Source organism: Pseudomonas extremorientalis, from assembly GCF_001870465.1.
In the GTDB taxonomy this organism is placed as follows: domain Bacteria; phylum Pseudomonadota; class Gammaproteobacteria; order Pseudomonadales; family Pseudomonadaceae; genus Aquipseudomonas; species Aquipseudomonas extremorientalis.
In genome coordinates, this window is sequence record NZ_MDGK01000036.1 from 34,327 (window position 1) to 55,055 (window position 20,729).

Genomic DNA, 20,729 nt, shown 5'->3' on the forward strand with positions numbered 1-20,729 from the left:
TAGATCACACTTTTATTTGCATTTCTCTTTTTAATCGCCGCGCTGCACGCTGTCAATTCAGTCGAATCAACGAGCCTTATCCATGAATAACAACAACGAACTGCCCGCCATTGCATGTGAAGACCTGCGCCGCCTCGGGAGCCTTGCCTTTCAAGGCCTGGGACTCTCCCAGCATGCCGCCAACCTGGTGAGTCACGTATTGGTGCTGGCCGATCTGTTCGGCTTGACCACTCACGGCTTGAGCCGCATCGAGTCCTACGGCGAGCGGCTTGAGTCCGGCGGTATTAGCGCCTCGGCCGAGCCGCTGGTGGAAAGCGTCGCGCCGGCGATTGCACGGGTTGAAGGGCGTAATGCGGTCGGCCCGCTGGTCGGCATGGTCGCACTGGAGGCCGGCATGCAGATGGCCCGGCAGTTTGGGATTGGCCTGGTCCTGGCCCGCGGCAGCAACCACTTCGGGCCTGTTTCGCCGTATGCCTACATTGCGGCCGAGCACGGTTTCGCCAGCATCATTGGCAGCAACGCGACCACCACGATTGCGCCATCAGGCGGCAGTGACGCGCGGCTGGGCAATAGCCCACTGGGTTTTGGCGTGCCGAACCCGGATGGCAACCACTTCATGCTCGACATGGCCATGAGTGTGGTCGCCCGCGCCAAGATCCGTAACGCGCTCACCCGTCAGGAACCTATCCCGGACAACTGGGCCACAGACGCCAACGGCAAACCCACCACCGATCCGCGCGCAGCACTGGACGGTTTTCTGTTGCCGATTGGCGGCCATAAGGGTTACGGCCTGGCACTGGTCGTCGACCTGTTGGCCGGCCTGCTGTCGGATGCGGCCTACCTGACCCACGTGAAGTCCTGGGTGGATGCGCCGGACGAGCCGCAAAACCTGGGGCACTTCTTCATTCTGATCAACACGGCGCGCCTGGGCTCCTCGGCCTGGCTGCAGGAACGCATGACCGACTTCGCCGCCATCCTGCACCAGAGCCCGGCCATCGATCCGGTTGCACCGGTGATTGTCCCCGGTGAAATCGAGTTGAAGAAGATGCAGCGCTATCTGCGCGACGGCGTGCCGGTGGAGGCCCCGACCCAGCGCTTGCTTGACCTGTACGCAAGCCGGGTGGCCTGAGATGAACCGATCCCCTTTCACACTGGCCCCCACCGGTGTGATCCGAGCCTCAATCAATGTGGGCAACCCTATCCTCGCGCGACTGGATGACGCCGGCCAGGCCGTTGGCGTATCGGTGGACCTGGCCCACGCCTTCGCCGCCGAGCTCGGGCTGACGCTGGCGCTGTGCGTGTTCAAGAGTGCCGGGGAATCAGTTGCGGCGGTTTCAGCGGGCCGCGCCGATTTCGGCTTCTTCGCCATCGACCCGGCGCGGGCCGAGCAACTGGCGTTTACCGAACCCTACGTGTTGATCGAAGGCTGCTACCTGGTCAGGGACGATTCGCCCCTGGACGACAACGCCCAAGTGGATATGCCCGGAATTGAACTGGTGGTGGGCAAAGGCAGCGCCTATGACTTGCACCTGACACGCGAGCTCAAGCACGCCACAATTGTTCGCTCCCCCACCTCGCCTGCCGTGGTCGAGACCTTCTTGGCCAGCGGTGCCAATGTGGCGGCGGGCGTAAAGCAGCAGCTGGAGTTCGATGCCGCGCGGTTGCCCGGCCTGCGCTTGCTGCCGGGGCGCTTCATGCAGATCCGCCAGGCCATGGGCGTGCCCCATGCGTATGGCAAGGAAGCCGCCGACCTGCTGCACCAATTCGTCGAGCGGGCCAAGGCCAGCGGCTTCGTCGCCAAGGCCCTCGAACGCCACGGAATAGTGGGTGCCACCGTCGCCCACTGACAACGCCTGCGACATTCCCAATAAAAACAAGAGTACCTGACATGTTGGCATTTCTCGGCTTATCGATGGTCGTGGTGTTTACCTACCTGATCATGGCGAAGCGGCTTTCGCCGATTGTGGCGTTGGTCGTGGTGCCAGTGATCTTTTCGATCCTGGCAGGTTTCGCGCTCACCACTGACAAAATGATGCTCGACGGCATCAAGCTGGTCGCGCCATCGGCCGCCTTGTTGCTGTTCGCGATTCTGTTTTTCGGCGTGCTGTTTGACGCCGGCTTGTTCGACCCCATGATCAAACTGATCCTCAGGGTGGTAAACGGGGACCCGGTCAAGATCGCCATGGGCACCGCGATCCTGTCGTTGACCACCGCCCTGGATGGTGACGGCACCACGACCTACATGATCACCTGCGCGGCGATGCTGCCGCTGTACAAGCGGATCGGCATGAACCCGATGATCCTGGCGAGCCTGTGCGTGTTGTCGCTCAGCGTCATGGGCGGTATGACCCCCTGGGGTGGCCCGGCCACACGGGTGATCGCCGTACTCGGGCTGGATGCCGCCGAGTACTTCATCCCCTTGCTACCGACCATGGCAGTGGGTGCGCTCGGTGTGCTCTACAGCGCATTCCTGCTGGGGCGGCGCGAGCGCAGGCGCATGGGCGTGGTGAACCTGGCCAGTGGCGGTGATGATTGCTACATCGAATCGATCATCGGCCAGGGAGAACATAAAAAACCACGGATGGTGGTGCCCAACCTGATCCTCGTGCTGATCGTGATGGTGTGCCTGGTCACCGGGCTGCTGAATTCGGTGATCAGTTTTTTGCTGGGCTTCATGGTGGCGCTGGTGATGAACTACCCGCACCTGAACCTGCAGAAAGAACGGATGCTCGCCCATGCCGGCAATGCCATGGTCGTGGTGCTGCTGGTGTTTGCAGCCGGGGTGTTTGCGGGGATCTTTTCCGGCACCAGGATGGTCGACGCAATTGCCCAGTTACTGGTCCACGCCATCCCGCCGTCCTGGGGGCATTTGTTTCCCCTAGTGGTGGCAATTACTAGTATGCCGTTGACGTTCCTGCTGTCCAACGACGCCTATTACTTTGGCGTGGTGCCGATCCTGGCTAACGCGGCGGCGGCTTACGGCATCAGCCCGATGGACATTGCCCGCGCGTCGGTACTGGGTCAACCAGTGCATCAAATCAGCCCGCTGGTGGCATCGACCTTGTTGCTGGTGGGGATGATTGACCGAGACCTCGGGGACTTTCAGAAGAGCACAGTCAAGTGGGCGGTATTGCTCTCGCTGCTGATGATCGGGGTGTCGTTGTTGACCGGGGCGATTACGCTGTTCGTTTGATTGCAAGTGCGGCGGACCAGGTGTTTGATGAGCCTGGCCCGCTTTGCCTAGCCCGCGTCACTTGGCAAACGCATACTCCCCACCCTGCTCCACTGCCTTGCGATACGCAGGTCGGGCCTGGAATTTTGCCACCCAAGCCGCCAGGTGCGGGTAGGCCTGCAATTTGCCCTGGGCCCCGGCGACTTCGCCGATAAAGCTCATCTGGATATCCGCACCGCTCAGCTCGTCGCCCAGCAAGTATGCTTTATCCGCCAGCGCGTCGTTCAGATAACCCAGGTAGTTGGCCACTTCCGATTCAATACGCGGATGCAACGGCGCGCCGGCTTCACCCAGGCGGCCAACATAGAGGTTGAGCATCAACGGCAACATGGCCGAGCCCTCGGCGAAGTGCAGCCATTGCACGTAGGTGTCATAGGCAGCGCTGGCCGGGTCCGGTTGCAGGCGGCCCTGGCCGTGATGGCGGATAAGGTAGTCGATGATCGCGGCGGACTCGATCAACACCTGGCCACCGTCTTCGATCACCGGGGATTTGCCCAGCGGGTGGATGGCCTTGAGTTCCGGCGGCGCCAGGTTGGTCTTTGGGTCACGCTGGTAGCGCTTGATCTCGTAAGGCAGGCCGAGTTCTTCGAGCAGCCACAGGATGCGTTGCGAACGTGAGTTGTTGAGGTGGTGGACGATGATCATTGAGTACTCCGCGGAGCGAAAGGATGTCTTGGAAACAGACTACGCCAGCGTCCGGGAGTGCCGACAATTAAATTTCAACGCGACAAACACGCGTGGTTACCATGGGGATCGATTTCACAGGAGTTCCTCCATGGACCTGAAGTTCAGTCACGTCGACATACTGGTTGAAAACCTCGAGGAGGCTTGCGCCTATTACGCGTACATCCTCAACGCACGCATCTCAAAGACTTTCGTGTGGGAACGCGGCGGTCTGCATGTGCGCTATGCCGTGGTGCTGATGGGGCAAGAGCGGTTCATGCTGGTCCAGCCGATTGTCGGGAATCTGCGCGAGCTGTTGGACGCCCACGGCGAAGGCATGATTTACCGCCACTGCTACACCACGCCGGACATCGAGGTCGCCTATGACGAGCTGATCGCCGCCGGTGTGCAACCCGAGAATGAAAACGGCGTGCCCCTGGCCCGCGAGAACCTGCAGTCACCTTCTGGCGGGCGCATTATCTGGCTGCCCAAGCGCTTCGGGCACTTCTCCATGGAGATCCTGGAAGAGAAGACACTCGAGGCGTTTATTGAGGAGGCGTTTGGCTGATCGACGCCCACGCCGCCTGGGCCAACAACGACGCATAGGCATTCGGGCTTTTCTTGACCCGCCCGGACAACCACGCCCGGGCGTAGTTTTCCGCTGCGCCAATGATCAGCGAGAGCAAAAGCTCGGCGGGAATGTGGCTGAACGCTTCAGCGCGGCCCTCCTCGCTCATCCACTCGGTCAATTGCCGATTGCGCTGTTTGTTGCGGGTGAGCAATTCATCCTTGAACGGGCCGTTGGCCACGGCGAAACGGCTCTGGAACACAAAGCGCGCCCAGTCGGGTTGTGCGTCCACCCACTCCACATAGCTGCACACCAACGCTTGCACACCTGCCTGGGCGGTTTGCGCCTGCGTCAGGTAGTGCTCACGCAGGGCGGCCTGGTCCTCCAGCGCGGCAAAAAACAGCGCGGCGACGATGCCTTCCTTGCTGCCGAAATGGTGGTAGATGGCACCCACGCTGGTGTCGCACCGCGCGCGGATGGTTTCGATGTTCGTGGCTTCAATACCCACTTCGTTAAAGCAGGCCAGCGCCTCGCGCAGGATGCTGCGCTTGAGGTCGCTGCGTCGGCCCGGGAAGGTGCGCTCGATCAGATCAGGTGCGTGCATGAAGTCGCTCGCCAAATGTGCGGAGTCTAAAGGTACAGCAGCCGCTAGAGAAGGCATGGCTTGACACCCTTGGAATTTACAGAATATTGTTCCGTCACAGAATATTATTCTGTAAACCTATCAGGAGGAAATCCATGAGTCAGTTTCTCAGCATGTTCAACAGCGTAGGCCCAGCCGCCTTCAGCCAGATGGCCTGCCAGGTGGCGCCCTACTTCAGCACCATCAACCCTGAAATCGCCGAACTGCGCCCAGGCCATGCGGTGGTCAACGTGCCGTTTCGCAAGGAAATCACCAACCACCTGGCCTCGGTGCATGCGATTGCGTTGTGCAACGCGGCGGAATTGGCCGGCGGCACGATGACGGATGTGTCGATTGCCCAAGGCGCCAGATGGATTCCCAAGGGCATGACCGTGGAGTACCTGGCGAAGGCCAAGTCGAACATACGTGCGGTGGCGGATGGCAGTGGCATTGACTGGTCAACGGCTGGCGACAAGATCGTGCCGGTGGATATTTTCGATGAGGGCGGGGTGAAGGTGTTTACGGCGAAGATCACCATGAATGTGAAGATCGCCTGAGGCCGGGACGGTAGGCTCGGCGTTTGCCGAGCCATGCGTCACCTCACCATCGACCACAATGAAGCACCGACGCCGGTGATGCTCTCCCCCGCGATCAAGCCGGCAGCGGCGGTAATCGCAAAACGCTCGGTGAGGCTCGGCCAGCGGCAGCTCACCAGCCAGGTCAGTATGGCGCCCAGGGCCATCATCAGCGAAACCGAAGCCGGCAGCACGAAGGCCAGGCCCAATGCCGCGGCACTCGGCAGGAAGCGGGCGCGATGGGCAGGCAAGGTACTGTCCAGCACGCCGAGCAGCACGCCAACCAAGCCGCCGATGGCAATCGCCCAGCGGATGCTGGTCGATAGCGAGTCGAGCCCATGGGTGAGGGTTTGTGCCACGGCTTTCCAGGTGGCGACCGCCGGTGCCGGCCACTCTTCGGTGAGCAACATGGATTGCGGGTCGGGGATCAGTGCCAGGTAGGCGAATACACCGACGATACTGCCGATGAAAACCCCCAGGATCTGCGCGATCACTTGTTTGTGCGGTGTGGCGCCAATGGCCTTGCCCACCTTGAAATCGTTCATCAGGTCCGTGCATTGCCCGGCTGAACCGCCAGCGGTATTGGCGCTCATCAGGTTGATCGGCACCTGCCCCGGCGCAACGATGCCGAAGCTCAATTGGGACAGTTGGCCGATGGCACCGATGGGCGGGATGCCGGTGGCCCCCACCACGCGCGCGGCGACGGCAGCCAGGCAGATCGCCAGCGGAATGGTGAGCAACGCCATTCCCAGGTCGATGCCGAACAGCAGCGCCTGCAGACTCACCACCAGCCCGATCGACAGCGCAAACCCAGCGGCGGGCCCGGGCTTGGGCAGGGTCCACGTCGAGCCGCCGCTGGACTGGGTCGATCGGTACAAACCCCACAAACGTATCGTCAACGAGGCCAGGGTGGAACACACCATCAGGCTCACACCCGGCCACAGCAACCACTCCACCAGCGCGGCGAACTGTGGGCCGCTGGTGTCCGCAGGCAATGTCACCAGGTGTTGCGCCAACAACCAGGGGCCCAGCCCGCCCCAGGCGAGCAGGGCGCCGAGCAGCAGGGTCAGGCCCACGCGAATGCCGATGATGCCGCCAAAGCCCACCAGCAACAGCGAAGGGTCGGCAGTGAACGTCAGGCGCTCCAAGTGCGCGCTGGGCGACCAGCGCGGGAACGCCCACATAAAGGTATCGACCCACTTGACCAAACCGGAGAGCAGCGCGGCGCTGAGCAGCACCTTCAAACGCGTCGCGGCTTCGCGACCGTGGTTGTAAATGTGCAACAGGGTTTCCAGGGTGGCCATGCCTTCGGGGAATTTCAACGCGTGGTCATTCAGCAGAGACGGCCGTAGATACCAGGCGATCCAAATGCCCAGGAAACTGACCGAGAACACCCACGCGATCATCGGCACAGCGTCCAACTGGTTGCCCGTGAGCAAGGTATAGGCCGGGATCGGCGCCACTAACCCGCCGGAAATGATCGACGCGGCGGCCGATGCGACGGTCTGGTTGATATTGCTTTCGTGCAAGGTCCACGGCAGTGGTTCGGTGGCACGCTTGGCCAATCCCTGGAAGATGGCATAGCCGATCAGCAAGGCAATGATCGACATGTTGAACGACCAGCCGATCTTCAACCCGGCGTACACATTGGAGGGCGTGAGCAGAATGCCGAGCAAGGTGCCGGTGATGACGGCGCGCAGGCTCAGTTCGCGAATCACGGGGCCGTGCGGGAGGGGCGTGGCGGGCATGCGGATTCCTTTCGGCAAGAACACAGGGCTACCTGACAAGTGAGCCCCATATCCGCCGAAGGTTCATCCCATTGCTCAGCCCAGGCGGAACCGCGCCGTGTTATCGCTCAACGCCTGGCTGCCTTTGCTCAGGGTGTCGGCTGCGCGGTTCACTGCCCGCGCACCGTCGAGCAAGCGCCCGGCGGCCTGGTCCACTTGCTGGATGTTGCCGCTCACTTCATCCGCCGTCGCCGCTTGTTCCTCGACGGCGGTGGCGATCTGCGCCAGGGTGTCGGTCACCTGCTGCACCGCCCCGGCGATCTCGCCCAGACGGGTGCCCAGCCCGGTGACGGACTCCGCATCCGCCAGCGCTTGTTCACACGCGGCGCCCATCAGGGTGACCGCCTGGCTGACCGTGGCGCGCAGGCTGTCCACGGTACCGGCGATCTGTGCGGTGGAGGCCTGGGTGCGCTGCGACAAACTGCGCACTTCATCGGCCACCACCGCAAAACCACGGCCCTGCTCGCCGGCGCGCGCGGCTTCGATGGCGGCGTTGAGGGCCAGCAGGTTGGTCTGTTCGGCGATGCCGCGAATGGTGTCGACCACCGACTGAATCTGCTGGCCCTGCTGGCTGACTTGCTCCAGCGCATCGGCGGTATCAGTCAGGCGTTGGTTGAGTTGCTGGATGCTGGCCGTGGTGCGCTGGCTGTCACGGCTGCTGTCTTCGGCAATACGCCGGGTCTGCTGGGCACTGCCCGAGGCGTGCTCGCAGCTTTTGGCGACGCCCAGGGAAGTGGCGGCCAGCTGGGTCGCAGCGGCGGCAATCTGGCTGATTTGGTGTTGCTGGTCTTCGACTTCGGTAAGGGTGCTGCCCGATTGCGAATTGAGGGTGAGCACCGCCGAGCCGAGTTGCTGCGTCTCGTGATTGACCCCCAGCAGGCTGGTGCGCAGTTGCACCACCGCCACGTTCAGCGCGGTGCTGATGGCCGCGAGTTCGTCGCGCCCTTCCACCGCCACCTCCACGCACAGGTTGCCGTCGCGCAGGGACTCGGCCAGGGTGGTGATGCCGCTGGCGCTGCGGCGGATCGAGGCTTGCAGGCACATGAACAGGTACAGTGCGGCCAGGGCCAGCAGACTGAATAGGGCCGCGACGGGGACAAATTTCTGCAACGAACGGTCACGGTAGTGACCCAGGCGCGCATCCAGCGAGTCGAGGGATTGGTTACGCAGCGCGCCCAGGCTGTCGAGCATGCCGTCGACACTGGTTTCAAAGGCCGCGGTATCAAGCTTGATGGTGCCGCCGAACACGCCGTCGTCGAGCACTTTGAGTTCGTTGTCCAGGCGTTGCAGGCTGGTGTCGTACTGGGTGGTCCAGGGTTCCAGGCCGGCATATTGCTTGGCCTTGAGCGAGGCCGCCGCCTTGACCAATTGGTCCCGCGCATCGCCGATACGGCCGCGCAGGTCACGCATCTGCAAACGGCTTTGCAAGGTGAATTGCCCCGAGGCGATGGACGACTGGCCGACACTGGCCATGCGCCCGATGCGCTCGATCAGGTCCGGCGTGTACTGGGTGGAAATCTGCATCAACAGGTAGGTTTCCAGCCACGGGTCGAGAATCAGGCCGGCGTCCAGGGTGATCTGTTCGCGCAGGGTTTGCATGGCGGTCAGGGCCGAGGTGAAACGGTCGTAACCGTCCGGCCACCAGCCCACGGTGCGCAGAGACTGGGAGTCCATGCCCTTGACCGTGGCCTGCAACGCATCGAAGCGGGCCAGCACGTCGGCGCCGGCATTCCGGGCCTTGAGTGAATCCCCCAGGGCTTGCAGGCTCTGCAGGATCAGTGGGAAATTCGCATCGACCTTGTCCATCGCCGCCTTCGCCGCCGGGGTCGGGGCGTGCAGGATATCGGCGGCTTTCCAGCGTGCGGCCAGGTTGCGCTGCGCCGTCAACTGGCCGTCCAGCCCATCCAGGGCCAGCAGTTGGCGAACGCCGGATTGCTCGCTGGAAATCACGGTCAGTTTGTCGCGATAGTCCGAGCCGATCATCCACAGGCTGCCCGCCAGGGGCAGCATGAACAGGAAGAATAGAATCTGGAACTTGCGCGCAAAGCCGAACCGCCCCAGCAGGCGGATACCCGGTGATAAAAGGCTGTGCATGTGCGACCACTCCCCAAAAACGACCCAGGCGGTGCACCGCCGGGTGAAGCCTTGAAATGACTAACAGCAAAATGCCATGTCATTGATTGGGAAGGCACTAGCAAGATGTGGGCCGTTGGTAGAGAGGCCGGATACAGACGGGTTGGCACCTGACGGTGCACGCAAAGCGCCCTGAAATGGGGCAAAACCACCCATCACTGAGCGCAGATTTGTAACCACGCCACAAATCCAAGCCCCCTCCTACATTTTCACTCCCCGACAGCCTCGCTTACCCTTGCGTCTGTCCGGCCATGTACCGGCTGAAGTTATTGATGTGATCATCCAGATTATCCTCAAGCATCATCCGGTACTGGTCGCAGAAGTACTTCAACATAGCCTCCCGTGCATCGGCCATTTCCGCGCCGGACTTGAAGTTGCGCGCACTCGCCCAGGCGTTGAAGCGCGTGGTGCCAAACATCATCGAGGCGCTGACCTGGCCGAGGTTTTCGTGGGCCTGGAACTGCGCGTTCGACAGCTCGATATGCGCGTCGGCGCGGTCGTAGAAGGTGGGGTCGATGGCGTCTGCCATGGTGGTTGTCCTTGGTCATCAGGTTTGAATGAGGGTCGATCAAGCCAGCAGCGCGGTGATCCACCTGGCCTGTTGGGAAATCTCCTGCCACTTTTCCTGCGGCACCGCCTGCCGCGCCTGCTTGAAGCTGGCCAGGGTCTTGTGCTTTTGCTGCAACAGGCGCTGCCACTTGGCCAGGAACGCCGGGCTGCGCGCCTGCATTTGCAGGGGGCCGAAGTACAGCTGTTCGGCGGTGTAGGCCACCGGTCCGGTGCGCTCGGCCACGATGATCTCGTAGTAGAAACGGTTCTCGCGCAGCAGCTCTTCATGGAGGATCGCGTAGCCGTTGTCCATCAGCCACTGGCGCAGCGGTTGTTCGCCACCGTTGGGTTGCAGGATCAGGCGCTCCTGGCCGCTCAGGTGCCGTTTGCCGCTTTCAAGAATGTCGCGGATCGTCTCGCCGCCCATGCCGCAGACGCTGATAGCGGTGATGCCGTCATGGGGTTCGATGGCCGCCAGCCCATCGGCCAGGCGCACGGTGACCTGCTGTTCCAGGCCATTGTCGCGCACGGTACGTCGCGCCGCATGGAATGGCGTGGTCGCCACCTCCCCCGCCACTGCCGCCGTGATCAGGCCGCGACGCAGCAACGCCACCGGCAAATAACCGTGATCGGAGCCGATATCGGCCAGCCGCGCACTCGCCGGTACGTTAGCGGCCACGCGCTCCAGGCGCAGGGATAAGCTGTGTTCGTTCAACGGCCCTGCTCCCCGGAAAAACGATCGCGGCTGTTGGTCAGGTGCAGCACCATGGCGGCGCGGGCGGCGTCCGGGTCCTGGCGTTTGATCGCGTTGAAGATCGCCTCGTGTTCCAGGTTCGCCAACTGGCCCAGCCTGGCGAAGTCGGCACCGCCGCGCTCATCGCCCTTGACCTGGGTGCGCGGGATCATCGCATTGCCCAAGTGCAGCATGATTTCGGTGAAGAAGGTGTTGCCGGTGGCCTCGGCGATCAGTTGGTGAAAGCGTTTGTCTTCCTCCACGCAGCTGTCGTTACTGGCCAGGGAAGCCTGGTAGTCGTCCAGCGCCTGGCGCATGTGGGCCAATTGGGCGTCGGTGCGGCGCACGGCCGCCAGCGCGACAGCTTGTACTTCAAGGCCCAGGCGCAACTCCAGCATGTTGCGCACGCTGGCCACCGTGTCCACATGCAGGCGCAAACCTTGCTGGGCCTGCTGCTCCAACACAAAGGTGCCGATGCCGTGGCGGGTCTCGACCAGGCCGGACGCCTGCAACTTGGAGATAGCCTCGCGCACCACCGTTCGGCTCACGCCGTGCTCGTGCACGATGGTGGATTCCGAGGGCAGTTTTTCACCGGGTTTGAGTTGGCCGAGCAGGATGCGTTGGGTCAGCGCGTCGACCACGCCTTGGGCCAGGTTGGTGGAGCGTCTGCGGACAGAGCTTCCATTATCGATGGGCATATTACGCGTCCACAGGGTTGAGCAGCCGCAAGCTTAACATCCCCACCTGGCCCTCGCGCCTACAGGGTGGTTGATGCGCAAAAAACCATCGACTTGTATGACAACTAATTTGTAAAGCTCTCTACAACCAAGAAAACCCAAGGATGTTGCAGAATAAATAAAACAACTTGTATGATGTCTGGCAACTCGACACGCAAACCCACATAAAAACAATCAGGGGGAGTCTGGAATGGTGACCACTTCAAGCCATGCATCTGCCACACCCGAAAATGATGCCGTCCTCACGCGCGCCGTGAGCAAGGTGAAGGGCCATGTGCTCCCACTGTTCGTGATCATGTTCATCCTCAACTACATCGACCGGGTCAATATCGGTTTTGTGCGCACGCACATGGAACACGACCTGGGCATCGGCGCAGCGGCGTATGGCTTCGGTGCCGGGTTGTTCTTCATCGGCTATGCCCTCTTCGAAGTGCCCTCCAATATGCTGCTGCAAAAGGTCGGCGCGCGTATCTGGCTGACCCGCATCATGTTCACCTGGGGCATCGTCGCTACGCTGATGGCGTTCATTCAGAACGAAACCCACTTCTACATCCTGCGCTTCTTGCTGGGCGTGGCTGAAGCCGGCTTTTTCCCGGGGGTGATCTACTACTTCACGCGCTGGTTGCCCGGTGTGGAGCGTGGTAAAGCCATTGCGATTTTCCTCAGTGGCTCGGCGGTCGCGTCACTGATTTCCGGTCCGCTTTCCGGCGCGCTGTTGCAGATCGAAGGGTTTGGCTTTCACGGCTGGCAATGGATGTTTGCCATTGAAGGCCTGGCCTCAGTGGCGCTGGGGTTCTTTGTGTGGTTCTGGCTCGACTCCAAACCCCACGACGCCAAATGGATGACCCGCGAGGAACAGGACGCACTGGTCAATGCCATCGACCAGGAACAACGCGACCGCGAAGCCCTCACCCGCGTCAAGCCGACCCTAGGCAAGCTGCTCAAGGACCGCCAGATCCTGCTGTTCTGCGCGTTGTATTTCTGCATCCAGCTGACGATCTATGCCGCCACGTTCTGGCTGCCGAGCATCATCAAGAAGATGGGCGACTTGAGTGATGTTCAGGTCGGTTTCTTCAACTCGATCCCGTGGCTGATCTCGATCATCGCCATGTACGCCTTCGCGTCGTTGTCCGGCAAGTTCAAGTTCCAGCAGGCCTGGGTCGCGGCAGCACTGCTGATTGCGGCGGCGGGGATGTTCATGTCGACCACCGGCGGGCCTATCTTCGCGTTTGTGGCGATCTGCTTTGCGGCCATCGGCTTCAAGTCGGCGTCGTCACTGTTCTGGCCGATCCCCCAGGGCTACCTGGATGTGCGCATTGCCGCTGCGGTGATCGCGCTGATCAACTCCATCGGTAACCTGGGCGGCTTCGTCGCGCCGACCACCTTCGGCTTTCTGGAGCAGACCACCGGTTCGATCCAGGGTGGCCTCTATGGCCTGGCCGGCACCTCGGTGCTCGCCGCGGTCCTGGTGTTTTTTGCCAGGACGGCCCCCTCTGCCGCATTGAAGCCACCGAGCGGCGTGCCCACCGCCGCCCTCGGCAAACCACTTTGAGACCCGTCAGGAACCTGCCATGAATACTCCCGTCGTTACGCACTTCCAGGTCATCCCCGTCGCCGGCCACGACAGCATGTTGCTCAATCTCAGCGGCGCCCATGGGCCATACTTCACGCGCAATATCGTCATCCTCAAGGACAGTTCGGGCAACACCGGCGTCGGCGAAGTGCCCGGCGGCGAGCGCATCCGCGAAACCCTGGAAGACGCCCGCAGCCTGGTGATCGGCCAGCCCATCGGCCAGTACCAGCGCATCCTCAACCAGATGCGCAGCGCCTTTGCTTCACGCGATGCCGCCGGTCGCGGCCTGCAGACCTTTGACCTGCGCATCACCATCCATGCCGTCACCGCCATGGAAGCGGCGCTGCTCGATTTGCTGGGCCAGTTTCTCGAAGTGCCGGTGGCGGCCTTGCTCGGCGAAGGACAGCAGCGTGATGCGGTAAAAATGCTCGGCTACCTTTTTTATGTCGGCGACCGCAGCGCAACCGATCTGGCCTACCGCAACGAAGCCGACAGCGACGACGACTGGTTCCGCCTGCGCCACGAAACAGCCCTGACCAGCGACGCCGTGGTACGCCTGGCCGAAGCCGCCCAGGCCAAATACGGCTTCAACGACTTCAAGCTCAAAGGCGGCGTATTGAGCGGCGACGCCGAAATCGAAGCGGTCACCGCCTTGGCCGAACGCTTCCCGGATGCACGCATCACCCTCGACCCGAACGGCGCCTGGTCACTGAAAGAGGCTATCCGCCTGTGCCGCGACCAGCACCACGTACTCGCCTATGCCGAAGACCCCTGCGGTGCAGAAAACGGTTACTCAGGTCGTGAGGTCATGGCCGAATTCCGCCGTGCCACCGGCCTTAAGACCGCCACCAATATGATCGCCACCGACTGGCGCGAGATGGGCCACGCGATCCAGCTGCAATCGGTCGACATCCCCCTCGCCGACCCGCACTTCTGGACCCTGCAGGGCTCGGTGCGTGTTGCACAGATGTGCCATGAGTGGGGCCTCACCTGGGGCTCGCACTCCAATAACCACTTCGATATTTCCCTGGCGATGTTCACCCAGGTGGCCGCCGCAGCACCGGGCGACATCACCGCCATCGACACCCACTGGATCTGGCAGGACGGCCAGCGCCTGACCAAAGCGCCGCTGAAGATCGAAGGTGGTTACGTGAAGGTCCCAAGCAAACCAGGCCTGGGTGTGGAGATCGACCTGGACGCCGTGGCCCAGGCCCACGAAGTCTACAAAGGCATGGGCCTCGGCGCGCGGGATGACAGCGTGGCGATGCAATTCTTGATTCCGGGGTGGCGCTTCAACAACAAGCAACCCTGCCTGGTGCGATAACCCCTTCCTGCAGGAGCGAGCTTGCTCGCGAAGATCGCCAACGATAACGCGTCCTCTCCGGATAAACGCAATGCCTAGGTTTTCTTCGCGAGCACGCCCGCTCCTGCAATTGGCTGTACCGTCAGCTCGACGCCCAAGGCCAGCATCAGCTTCTGGATCGTCTCGTTGTTTCCGGCGAGCGCCGGAACAAAAAACCCTGGTTCAGCACCTGCACAACCATCGGATGGATACTATGAGCGCTTGTTTCCCCAATGTTTAAAGCACCCGATCAAACAACGGCGCCACGTCATACCGCTGCTTCAACATCTGTGCATCCACCAAAAAGTCCGCCGTGGCCTGGGCCTCGCTGATAATCGTCGGCGAGATCGGCAGCACCTTGATTGCATCGCGCTTGAACCACACCTTGGCGATTTCCGGCGCCGACTGGTTGGCCTTCGCCCAGGCTTCGGCGTATTCATCGACGTGGGTGTTGCTCCAGGCTCGGGCGCGAGTCAGGCGGGCAATGAAGTCTTTGATGATCGCGCTTTTCTGCGCCAGGGCCGGCTCGTACGCCACGATGTAGGTCGGCGCACTCATCAGGCCCTTGGCGTTGCGGATCAGGGTGCTGCCTTCTTTTTCCTGCAACGACACGTAGGGTTCCCAGGTGCCGAAGGCGTCGATGTCGCCCTGGGTCAACGCCAGGCTGGCCTCGGCCGGCAGCAGGTATTTGAAGTTGACGCTGCTGCGTGGCACCCCCGCTTCATCCAGCGCCTTGTACGCCAGTTGCTGGCTCCATGAGCCGTTCCAGATGGCGACGGTCTTGCCTTTGAGGTCGGCCACCGAGTGAATGCCCTTGCGCGCCACAATGCCCACGCCATCAAGGCTGGTCTGGGTGCTGGCGACGACTTTTACCGGTGCGCCGTTGGCGGCCAGGCTGATCACCGGGGTGTCGCCGACGATGCCCACATCCAGCGCGCCGCTGGCCACGGCCGAGGCTACCGGGGAACCGGTGTTGAAGCGCTTGAAGTCGACTTTGTACGGCAGGTCCTTCAGCTCGCCGGACAGCTCCAGCACGATGCGGTTGGAAAAGAACTGGTCACCCACGACGAGGGTCAACGGCTCGGCGGCGCTGGCCGACGGACCATAGAGCGCAAGGGAGGCCACGCCCAGCAAGGACAGCAGTGTTCGACGGTTGATCATGAAAAATCCCACAGGGTTAGAGGGTTGGTTTAACCATCTGTGGGCATGCAGTCTGGTCGCGTCAGGTAGAAACTAACGCAATAAAAGCGCGGGGTTTAATACTGTTGGGCACTATCGATAGAACCGTCCCACAGGTCGCTAGTTGCTTTTCGTATTAAAACCTTCGCTGCCGCTGGGTTAGGGTGACGTCACCAGACCACTGGACCCCAGCACCTGAACCACTTTCAGCAAGGTCCATTGCATGTCGATTCCCGCTTTGAATATCTGGGGCGCTCCGCCCACTGCCCGCTACGAACAACTGGCCGCGCCGTTTCGCCCACTGTTTGCGCACATTCTCGCGCAGGCCGCCGAGGCGGATCAGACACGCGCCAGCCTCGCCACGGTGATCCAGCAACTGAACGCCCTGGGTTTGCCGCGCTGGCGCCTGCCGGCCAGTTATGGCGGCCAGGATGCGACCCTGGTCGAGCTGCTCACGCTGCTTGCGGAACTGTCCGCCGCCGACTCCAACATCACCCAGGCCCTGCGCGGCCACTTTGGTTTTTGCGAAGACGTACTCAGCGCCAAGGACCTCGACTGGCGCGCCAAGTGGCTGGACCGCCTCGGCCAAGGCGCCCTGCTCTCCCCCGGCAGCACCGAAGTCGGCAACGGAGCCCGTGGCGATTTCGACACCCGCCTGCACCGCGATGCCGCCGGCGCATTGCGCATCAGCGGCAAGAAGTTCTACACCACCGGCGCGCTCTACAGCGACCTGATCAATACCATCGCGACCGGTGAAAACGGCACCGTGTATACGGTTGTCGTCGACCTGAAAGCCCCCGGCGTGAAGATCGTCGACGACTGGAACGGCTTCGGCCAACGCCTCACCGCCAGCGGCACCTGCATCTTCGATCACGCACCGGTGATGGACAACGACGCGCGCCCCACCCAACAGCGCTTCGGCCATGGACAGTCGTTCTTCCAGCTCTACCACCTCAGCACCCTCGCCGGAATCGCCCGACGCGCCGCCCTCAGCGGTGCCGAAGAACTCAGCCAGCGCGCCCGCACCTTCACCACGGGCAATGCCGACACCGCAGGCCAGGACGTGCAACTGCTACAGGTGATTGGCGAAGTCGCGAGCCAAGCCTACGCTGCTCAAGCGATTGCCCAGCAAGCGGCGCAACGCCTGGAGTACACCGCGCAGTCTGTGATTGCCCATGACCAGCCACTGCATGACGATGATCCGCAGGTTGCATTGGCCGAGCTGGAAGTGTGCCTGGCGGTGAACCCGGTGGTGGATGCGACGCTGGCCGCGACCACCGCCTTGTTCGACGCCCTGGGCGCCAGTGCCACCGCCAGCAGCAAGGCGCTGGATCGGCTGTGGCGCAATGCGCGCACCCTGGCGAACCATAACCCGCGGGTGTACAAGTCGCGGATCGTAGGCAATTACCTGGTCAATGGAGTCCTGCCGCCTGCGCAGTGGCGGGTGGGCGTGGCAAAGCACTGACAGTTCGAGGGCACAACAAAGATCAAAGGTGGGAGGGGGCTTGCCCCCGATTGCGGACATCCAGTCACTGCATTGTTAGTTGACCCATCGCCATCGGGGGCAAGCCCCCTCCCACAGGTAACCTACACGCTCACAAACTTCAGCACCCGCGCCAACATCCGGTCGCAGGCCTGCAACTGCGCCAGGCTGATGAACTCGTCCGGTTTGTGGCCCTGCTCCATGCTGCCAGGCCCACACACCACCGTAGGAATACCGGCCTGGTCGAACAGACCCCCCTCTGTCCCAAAGGCCACCGTGCCAAAATCCTGCGAGCCACAGAACTGCGCCACCCATTCGGCGGCCTGGCTTTCAGGCGCTGTGGCCAGCCCGGGATAGCTCGACAACTCACTGATGCTGATCGCCGATTGCGCACTCACCGCGCGCATCGCCGGCAACAGGGAGTACTCGGCGTAGTCGCGCAGTTGCTGCACCACCTGCCAGGGATCCTGGGCCGGCAGCGAGCGCACTTCAAAGTCGAAACTGCAGTCCTGCGGCACGATATTGAGCGCCTTGCCGCCACTGATCAAACCAGTCTGCACCGTAGAAAACGCCGGGTCGAAACGCGCATCCAGATGCTCTGGCGCCTTGAGCGTTTCGCCGAGCCGCACCCATTCGCTGACCAGGCGCGCCGCGTATTCAATGGCGTTCACGCCCGCCGGCGCGTACGCCGAATGGCACGCCGCGCCATGCACCTGGCAGCGCATCGCCAGCTTGCCTTTGTGGCCCAGCACCGGCTTGAGTTCGGTGGGTTCGCCAATCACACACAGCAGCGGCTTGACCGGCTGCCCGTGGAACCGCTCGATCAGCGAGCGCACGCCCAGGCAACCGACTTCCTCATCGTAGGACAGCGCGATATGCACCGGCATGCGCAACGGCGCCTGCACCAACGCCGGCACGCACGCCAGCACACAAGCGATGTAGCCCTTCATGTCCGCCGTGCCACGACCGTACAACTTGCCGTCCTGTTCGGTCAGCTCGAACGGCGCCACGCGCCAGCGCTGCCCGTCCACCGGCACCACATCGGTATGCCCGGACAACACGATGCCGGGCACCTGCGCCGGACCAATCGTCGCAAGCAGGTTGGCCTTGCTCTTGTGCGCGTTGTACACCAGCTCACAGGCCACGCCGTGGTCTTGCAAATAGGTGCGCACGAAGTCGATCAAGGCCAGGTTGGATTCGCGGCTGGTGGTGTCGAAACGCACCAGTTGCGCCAGCAGGTCGCGGCTGTTCATCGGTCATCTCCCGGCACCGCATAACCCGGTGCGATCTGCGGGTTGAGGGCGCGGTCGATGTAATCCTGCAGTTGCCCGCGATAGGCTTGCCAGAGTTGGTCGAGGGCGCTGATCGGGTCCGCATCGGCCCAATCCACACGCAGATTGACCACTGGCCACAGCAGGTCATCGACAATCACCAGCGCCGCCGAATGCACCGGCCCCGCTTCACCACCACCTGCCACACCGGCGTGCATCGCGGCCAGCAGGCGGTCGGCCAGGTGCCCCGGGGCCGCTTCGAACGCCGCCACCATGGCCTCGATTACGCCGGGGTTGGCCAACATGTTCCCTGCCGCCACGCATTGCTCGCCACTCACTGCGTGGTGAATACCCAGGGTCTGCGCACCGCTGAAATGCGCGGTGCGGCCCAAGTGATCAATCACGCTGACCTGGCGATACTCGCTGTGATCCTGACCGGCCAACGTCGCCAGCGCTTCACTCGGTGTCAGGCCCTGCTCCAGTAAATCCAGCACCTGAGGCCCCAGGCTCGGCAAGGTAATGTTCTGCGATGCCACCGCGCCCACGCCGGGACGCAGCCATGGGCAACGCGCGCCCACGGCAATGCTCGATGAGCTGATCGCAATGCCCAACTGGCCCGTCTCGGCGCAGCGGGCGACAACGGAAAACGTCATGGAGGTGTCCTCAATCGAGCACGGAAGGGTCAGCGTCGATCATCAGCTGCTTCATTTCTTCGAAATGCTGGCGCGAAAAGTCCGCGATGCCTTCCCAGCCCCGCGCGGTTTTTTCCGCCACTTCATCGGACAGCACCCGCAACGGCTGTCCGGTGGACCAGGCCGTGACGAGGATCTGGCAGGAACGTTCCAGGGTCCAGATGTCGTCGAACGCTTCACCGATGGAACCGGCCGTGACCATTACGCCGTGGTTACCCATCAACAAGCGCGTCTTGCCGTCGAGCAACCCGGCCAGCCGTGCGCCTTCGGCCTCGGTGTCGGCCATGCCGCCGTACAGCTCGTCCACGGCCACGCGGTTGAAGTAACGCGCGGTGTTCTGGTCGATCGGCGGGATGTGCGGCCTGGCCAGGCACGCCACCGCCGTGGTGTACACCGGGTGCAGGTGCAGCACCGCACGGGTCTGTGGCAACAGCCGGTGGATCTGCCCATGGATCGACCAGGCCGTGGCGTCCACGTTGGGGTGATCGGCACAGGCCGTGTCGTGCGCATTCAACAGCAACAGATCGCTCGCGCGGATACGCGAAAAGTGCTTCCACTTCGGGTTGAGCAGAAACTGTTTGCCATCGGCCGAAACGGCGGCACTGAAGTGGTTGGCCACCGCTTCATGCATGCCCAGATGGGCGATGATGCGAAAGGTCGCCGCCAGGTCGATGCGCGTCTGTTCTTCGTGGGATAACGCCATGGATCGCTCTCCGCAGGGCGCGGCCGCAGGCGAATGCGGCACGCGCGTGTAGGTTTACTTCGGCATCAGTGCGGCGATGTCGGCATCGGTCGGCGCTTGGAAGTTGTACTTCTTGAGCAGGGCGGCGTACTCCGGCGTGGCGCGGTATTTTTCCAGGCCGTCGAGCAGGGCTTTTTTTACCGTGTCATTGCCTTTCTTCACGCCGAAGCCGTTGAGCACCGGGTAGATCAGGGTGTCGGACGAGATCACCACGCGGCTGCCGAGCTTGTCGATCACGCCTCGGGCCACGGCGGCATCGGTGATCTGCGCTTCGACGGCGTGGGCCAGCAGCGCCTGGGTGGTTTGCGGGTCAGTGCTGTATTCGCTGATCTGGATCGGCTTCAGGCCCTTGGCGACGCAGTATTCGGTGGACAGCTTGTTCATCTGCGCCAGCCACGAGGTGGCCCCCATGGAGCCGATCTTGTGGCCGCAGAACTCTTCCGGGGTCTTGGGCTGGAAGGCGCTGTCCTTGAGGGTGAGGATCGACTCGCCGCTTTTCAGATAAGGGATCATGTCGATCACTTTGACCCGCTCGGCGGTGATGTACATCGACGAGTTGGTCACATCGAAACGCCCGGCCTGCAGGCCAGTGATCAGGTTGGGGAAGCGTGTGTCGAGGGTCTCGACCTGGCGGCCCATGACCTTGCCCAGGCCGTCCATGAACTCGATATCAAAACCCGCCGGCTTGTTGTTATCCATGTACTCATAGGGGAAGAACGTCACGTCGGAACCGGCGATGATCTTGCCGTCCTGCTGGAACGCCGAAGCGGCCAACGAGGTCAGTGCAACGGCTGCGCCCAGCAGGCACACGGCAAGGGGACGAACACTTTTACGAAACGCTGTCATGG

Annotated in this window: 20 protein-coding genes; 8 read left to right on the forward strand and 12 right to left on the reverse strand. The window is 62.4% G+C overall.

Annotated elements, in window-relative coordinates:
- Window positions 1–82: 82 nt before the first annotated feature.
- Genes BFN10_RS13900 through BFN10_RS13910 form a run of 3 tightly spaced genes read left to right on the forward strand, consistent with a single transcriptional unit; the run spans window position 83 to window position 3,193 of the window.
- Window positions 83–1,129 (forward strand): Ldh family oxidoreductase, encoded by a 1,047-nt coding sequence (locus BFN10_RS13900; protein ID WP_071490149.1) that lies wholly within the window; start codon window positions 83–85, stop codon window positions 1,127–1,129.
- Window position 1,130: 1 nt separating this feature from the next.
- Complete coding sequence (locus tag BFN10_RS13905) at window positions 1,131–1,847, forward strand: ABC transporter substrate-binding protein (RefSeq protein ID WP_071490150.1); 717 nt, start codon at window positions 1,131–1,133, stop codon at window positions 1,845–1,847.
- A gap of 41 nt (window positions 1,848–1,888) precedes the next feature.
- Window positions 1,889–3,193, forward strand: a complete 1,305-nt coding sequence (locus tag BFN10_RS13910) for a CitMHS family transporter (RefSeq protein WP_071490151.1) — start codon at window positions 1,889–1,891, stop codon at window positions 3,191–3,193.
- A gap of 57 nt (window positions 3,194–3,250) precedes the next feature.
- On the opposite strand, the gene BFN10_RS13915 is transcribed toward BFN10_RS13910, so the two are convergent.
- Entirely contained in the window at window positions 3,251–3,877 is a 627-nt protein-coding gene (locus tag BFN10_RS13915; RefSeq protein WP_071490152.1) for a glutathione S-transferase family protein, read from the reverse strand.
- A 130-nt stretch (window positions 3,878–4,007) separates the two neighbouring features.
- On the opposite strand from BFN10_RS13915, the gene BFN10_RS13920 reads away from it, so the two are divergent.
- Window positions 4,008–4,463, forward strand: a complete 456-nt coding sequence (locus BFN10_RS13920) for a VOC family protein (protein WP_071490153.1) — start codon at window positions 4,008–4,010, stop codon at window positions 4,461–4,463.
- Here the strand turns inward: BFN10_RS13920 and BFN10_RS13925 are convergent.
- Window positions 4,441–5,067: a TetR/AcrR family transcriptional regulator gene (locus BFN10_RS13925; RefSeq protein ID WP_071490154.1), complete on the reverse strand. Its 627-nt coding sequence runs from the start codon at window positions 5,065–5,067 to the stop codon at window positions 4,441–4,443. The genes BFN10_RS13920 and BFN10_RS13925 overlap by 23 nt on opposite strands.
- Before the next feature lie 134 nt (window positions 5,068–5,201).
- On the opposite strand from BFN10_RS13925, the gene BFN10_RS13930 reads away from it, so the two are divergent.
- Window positions 5,202–5,642 (forward strand): hotdog fold domain-containing protein, encoded by a 441-nt coding sequence (locus tag BFN10_RS13930; RefSeq protein ID WP_071490155.1) that lies wholly within the window; start codon window positions 5,202–5,204, stop codon window positions 5,640–5,642.
- 38 nt (window positions 5,643–5,680) lie between these two features.
- Here BFN10_RS13930 and BFN10_RS13935 read toward each other — a convergent pair whose 3' ends face one another.
- The 5 genes from BFN10_RS13935 to BFN10_RS13955 form a co-directional block, all read right to left on the reverse strand.
- On the reverse strand, window positions 5,681–7,408 hold the full coding sequence (locus BFN10_RS13935) for an OPT family oligopeptide transporter (RefSeq protein ID WP_071490156.1): 1,728 nt from the start codon (window positions 7,406–7,408) through the stop codon (window positions 5,681–5,683).
- A 75-nt stretch (window positions 7,409–7,483) separates the two neighbouring features.
- On the reverse strand, window positions 7,484–9,541 hold the full coding sequence (locus BFN10_RS13940; protein WP_071490157.1) for a methyl-accepting chemotaxis protein: 2,058 nt from the start codon (window positions 9,539–9,541) through the stop codon (window positions 7,484–7,486).
- A 268-nt stretch (window positions 9,542–9,809) separates the two neighbouring features.
- Complete coding sequence (locus tag BFN10_RS13945) at window positions 9,810–10,109, reverse strand: DUF3144 domain-containing protein (protein WP_071490158.1); 300 nt, start codon at window positions 10,107–10,109, stop codon at window positions 9,810–9,812.
- Window positions 10,110–10,148: 39 nt separating this feature from the next.
- Window positions 10,149–10,844, reverse strand: coding sequence for a tRNA (adenine(22)-N(1))-methyltransferase (locus BFN10_RS13950; protein ID WP_071490159.1), 696 nt, complete (start codon window positions 10,842–10,844; stop codon window positions 10,149–10,151).
- A complete protein-coding gene (locus BFN10_RS13955) occupies window positions 10,841–11,560 on the reverse strand; it encodes a FadR/GntR family transcriptional regulator (protein ID WP_071490160.1) in 720 nt (239 codons plus the stop codon). Before BFN10_RS13955 ends, BFN10_RS13950 begins: the two co-directional genes overlap by 4 nt.
- Window positions 11,561–11,792: 232 nt before the next feature.
- Between BFN10_RS13955 and BFN10_RS13960 the strand changes: the two genes are divergently transcribed.
- Window positions 11,793–13,151, forward strand: a complete 1,359-nt coding sequence (locus tag BFN10_RS13960; RefSeq protein WP_092250746.1) for an MFS transporter — start codon at window positions 11,793–11,795, stop codon at window positions 13,149–13,151.
- 19 nt (window positions 13,152–13,170) lie between these two features.
- The gene (gene gudD, locus BFN10_RS13965) at window positions 13,171–14,496 is read left to right on the forward strand and encodes a glucarate dehydratase (RefSeq protein ID WP_071490162.1); all 1,326 of its coding nucleotides are present in this window, start codon (window positions 13,171–13,173) and stop codon (window positions 14,494–14,496) included.
- Between the two features lie 255 nt (window positions 14,497–14,751).
- On the opposite strand, the gene BFN10_RS13970 is transcribed toward gudD, so the two are convergent.
- Window positions 14,752–15,675 (reverse strand): ABC transporter substrate-binding protein, encoded by a 924-nt coding sequence (locus BFN10_RS13970; protein WP_071490163.1) that lies wholly within the window; start codon window positions 15,673–15,675, stop codon window positions 14,752–14,754.
- Window positions 15,676–15,916: 241 nt separating this feature from the next.
- On the opposite strand from BFN10_RS13970, the gene BFN10_RS13975 reads away from it, so the two are divergent.
- A complete protein-coding gene (locus BFN10_RS13975; RefSeq protein WP_071490164.1) occupies window positions 15,917–17,158 on the forward strand; it encodes an acyl-CoA dehydrogenase family protein in 1,242 nt (413 codons plus the stop codon).
- Between the two features lie 122 nt (window positions 17,159–17,280).
- On the opposite strand, the gene argE is transcribed toward BFN10_RS13975, so the two are convergent.
- Genes argE through BFN10_RS13995 form a run of 4 tightly spaced genes read right to left on the reverse strand, consistent with a single transcriptional unit; the run spans window position 17,281 to window position 20,727 of the window.
- Window positions 17,281–18,429, reverse strand: coding sequence for an acetylornithine deacetylase (argE, locus tag BFN10_RS13980; protein ID WP_071490165.1), 1,149 nt, complete (start codon window positions 18,427–18,429; stop codon window positions 17,281–17,283).
- On the reverse strand, window positions 18,426–19,100 hold the full coding sequence (locus BFN10_RS13985) for a DUF1028 domain-containing protein (RefSeq protein ID WP_071490166.1): 675 nt from the start codon (window positions 19,098–19,100) through the stop codon (window positions 18,426–18,428). The genes argE and BFN10_RS13985 overlap by 4 nt, the downstream gene beginning before the upstream one ends.
- A gap of 10 nt (window positions 19,101–19,110) precedes the next feature.
- Entirely contained in the window at window positions 19,111–19,842 is a 732-nt protein-coding gene (locus tag BFN10_RS13990; RefSeq protein ID WP_071490167.1) for a class II aldolase and adducin N-terminal domain-containing protein, read from the reverse strand.
- 54 nt (window positions 19,843–19,896) lie between these two features.
- Window positions 19,897–20,727 carry an ABC transporter substrate-binding protein gene (locus BFN10_RS13995; protein WP_071490168.1) on the reverse strand — a complete coding sequence of 277 codons (831 nt, stop codon included), beginning with the start codon at window positions 20,725–20,727 and terminating at the stop codon, window positions 19,897–19,899.
- Window positions 20,728–20,729: the final 2 nt, after the last annotated feature.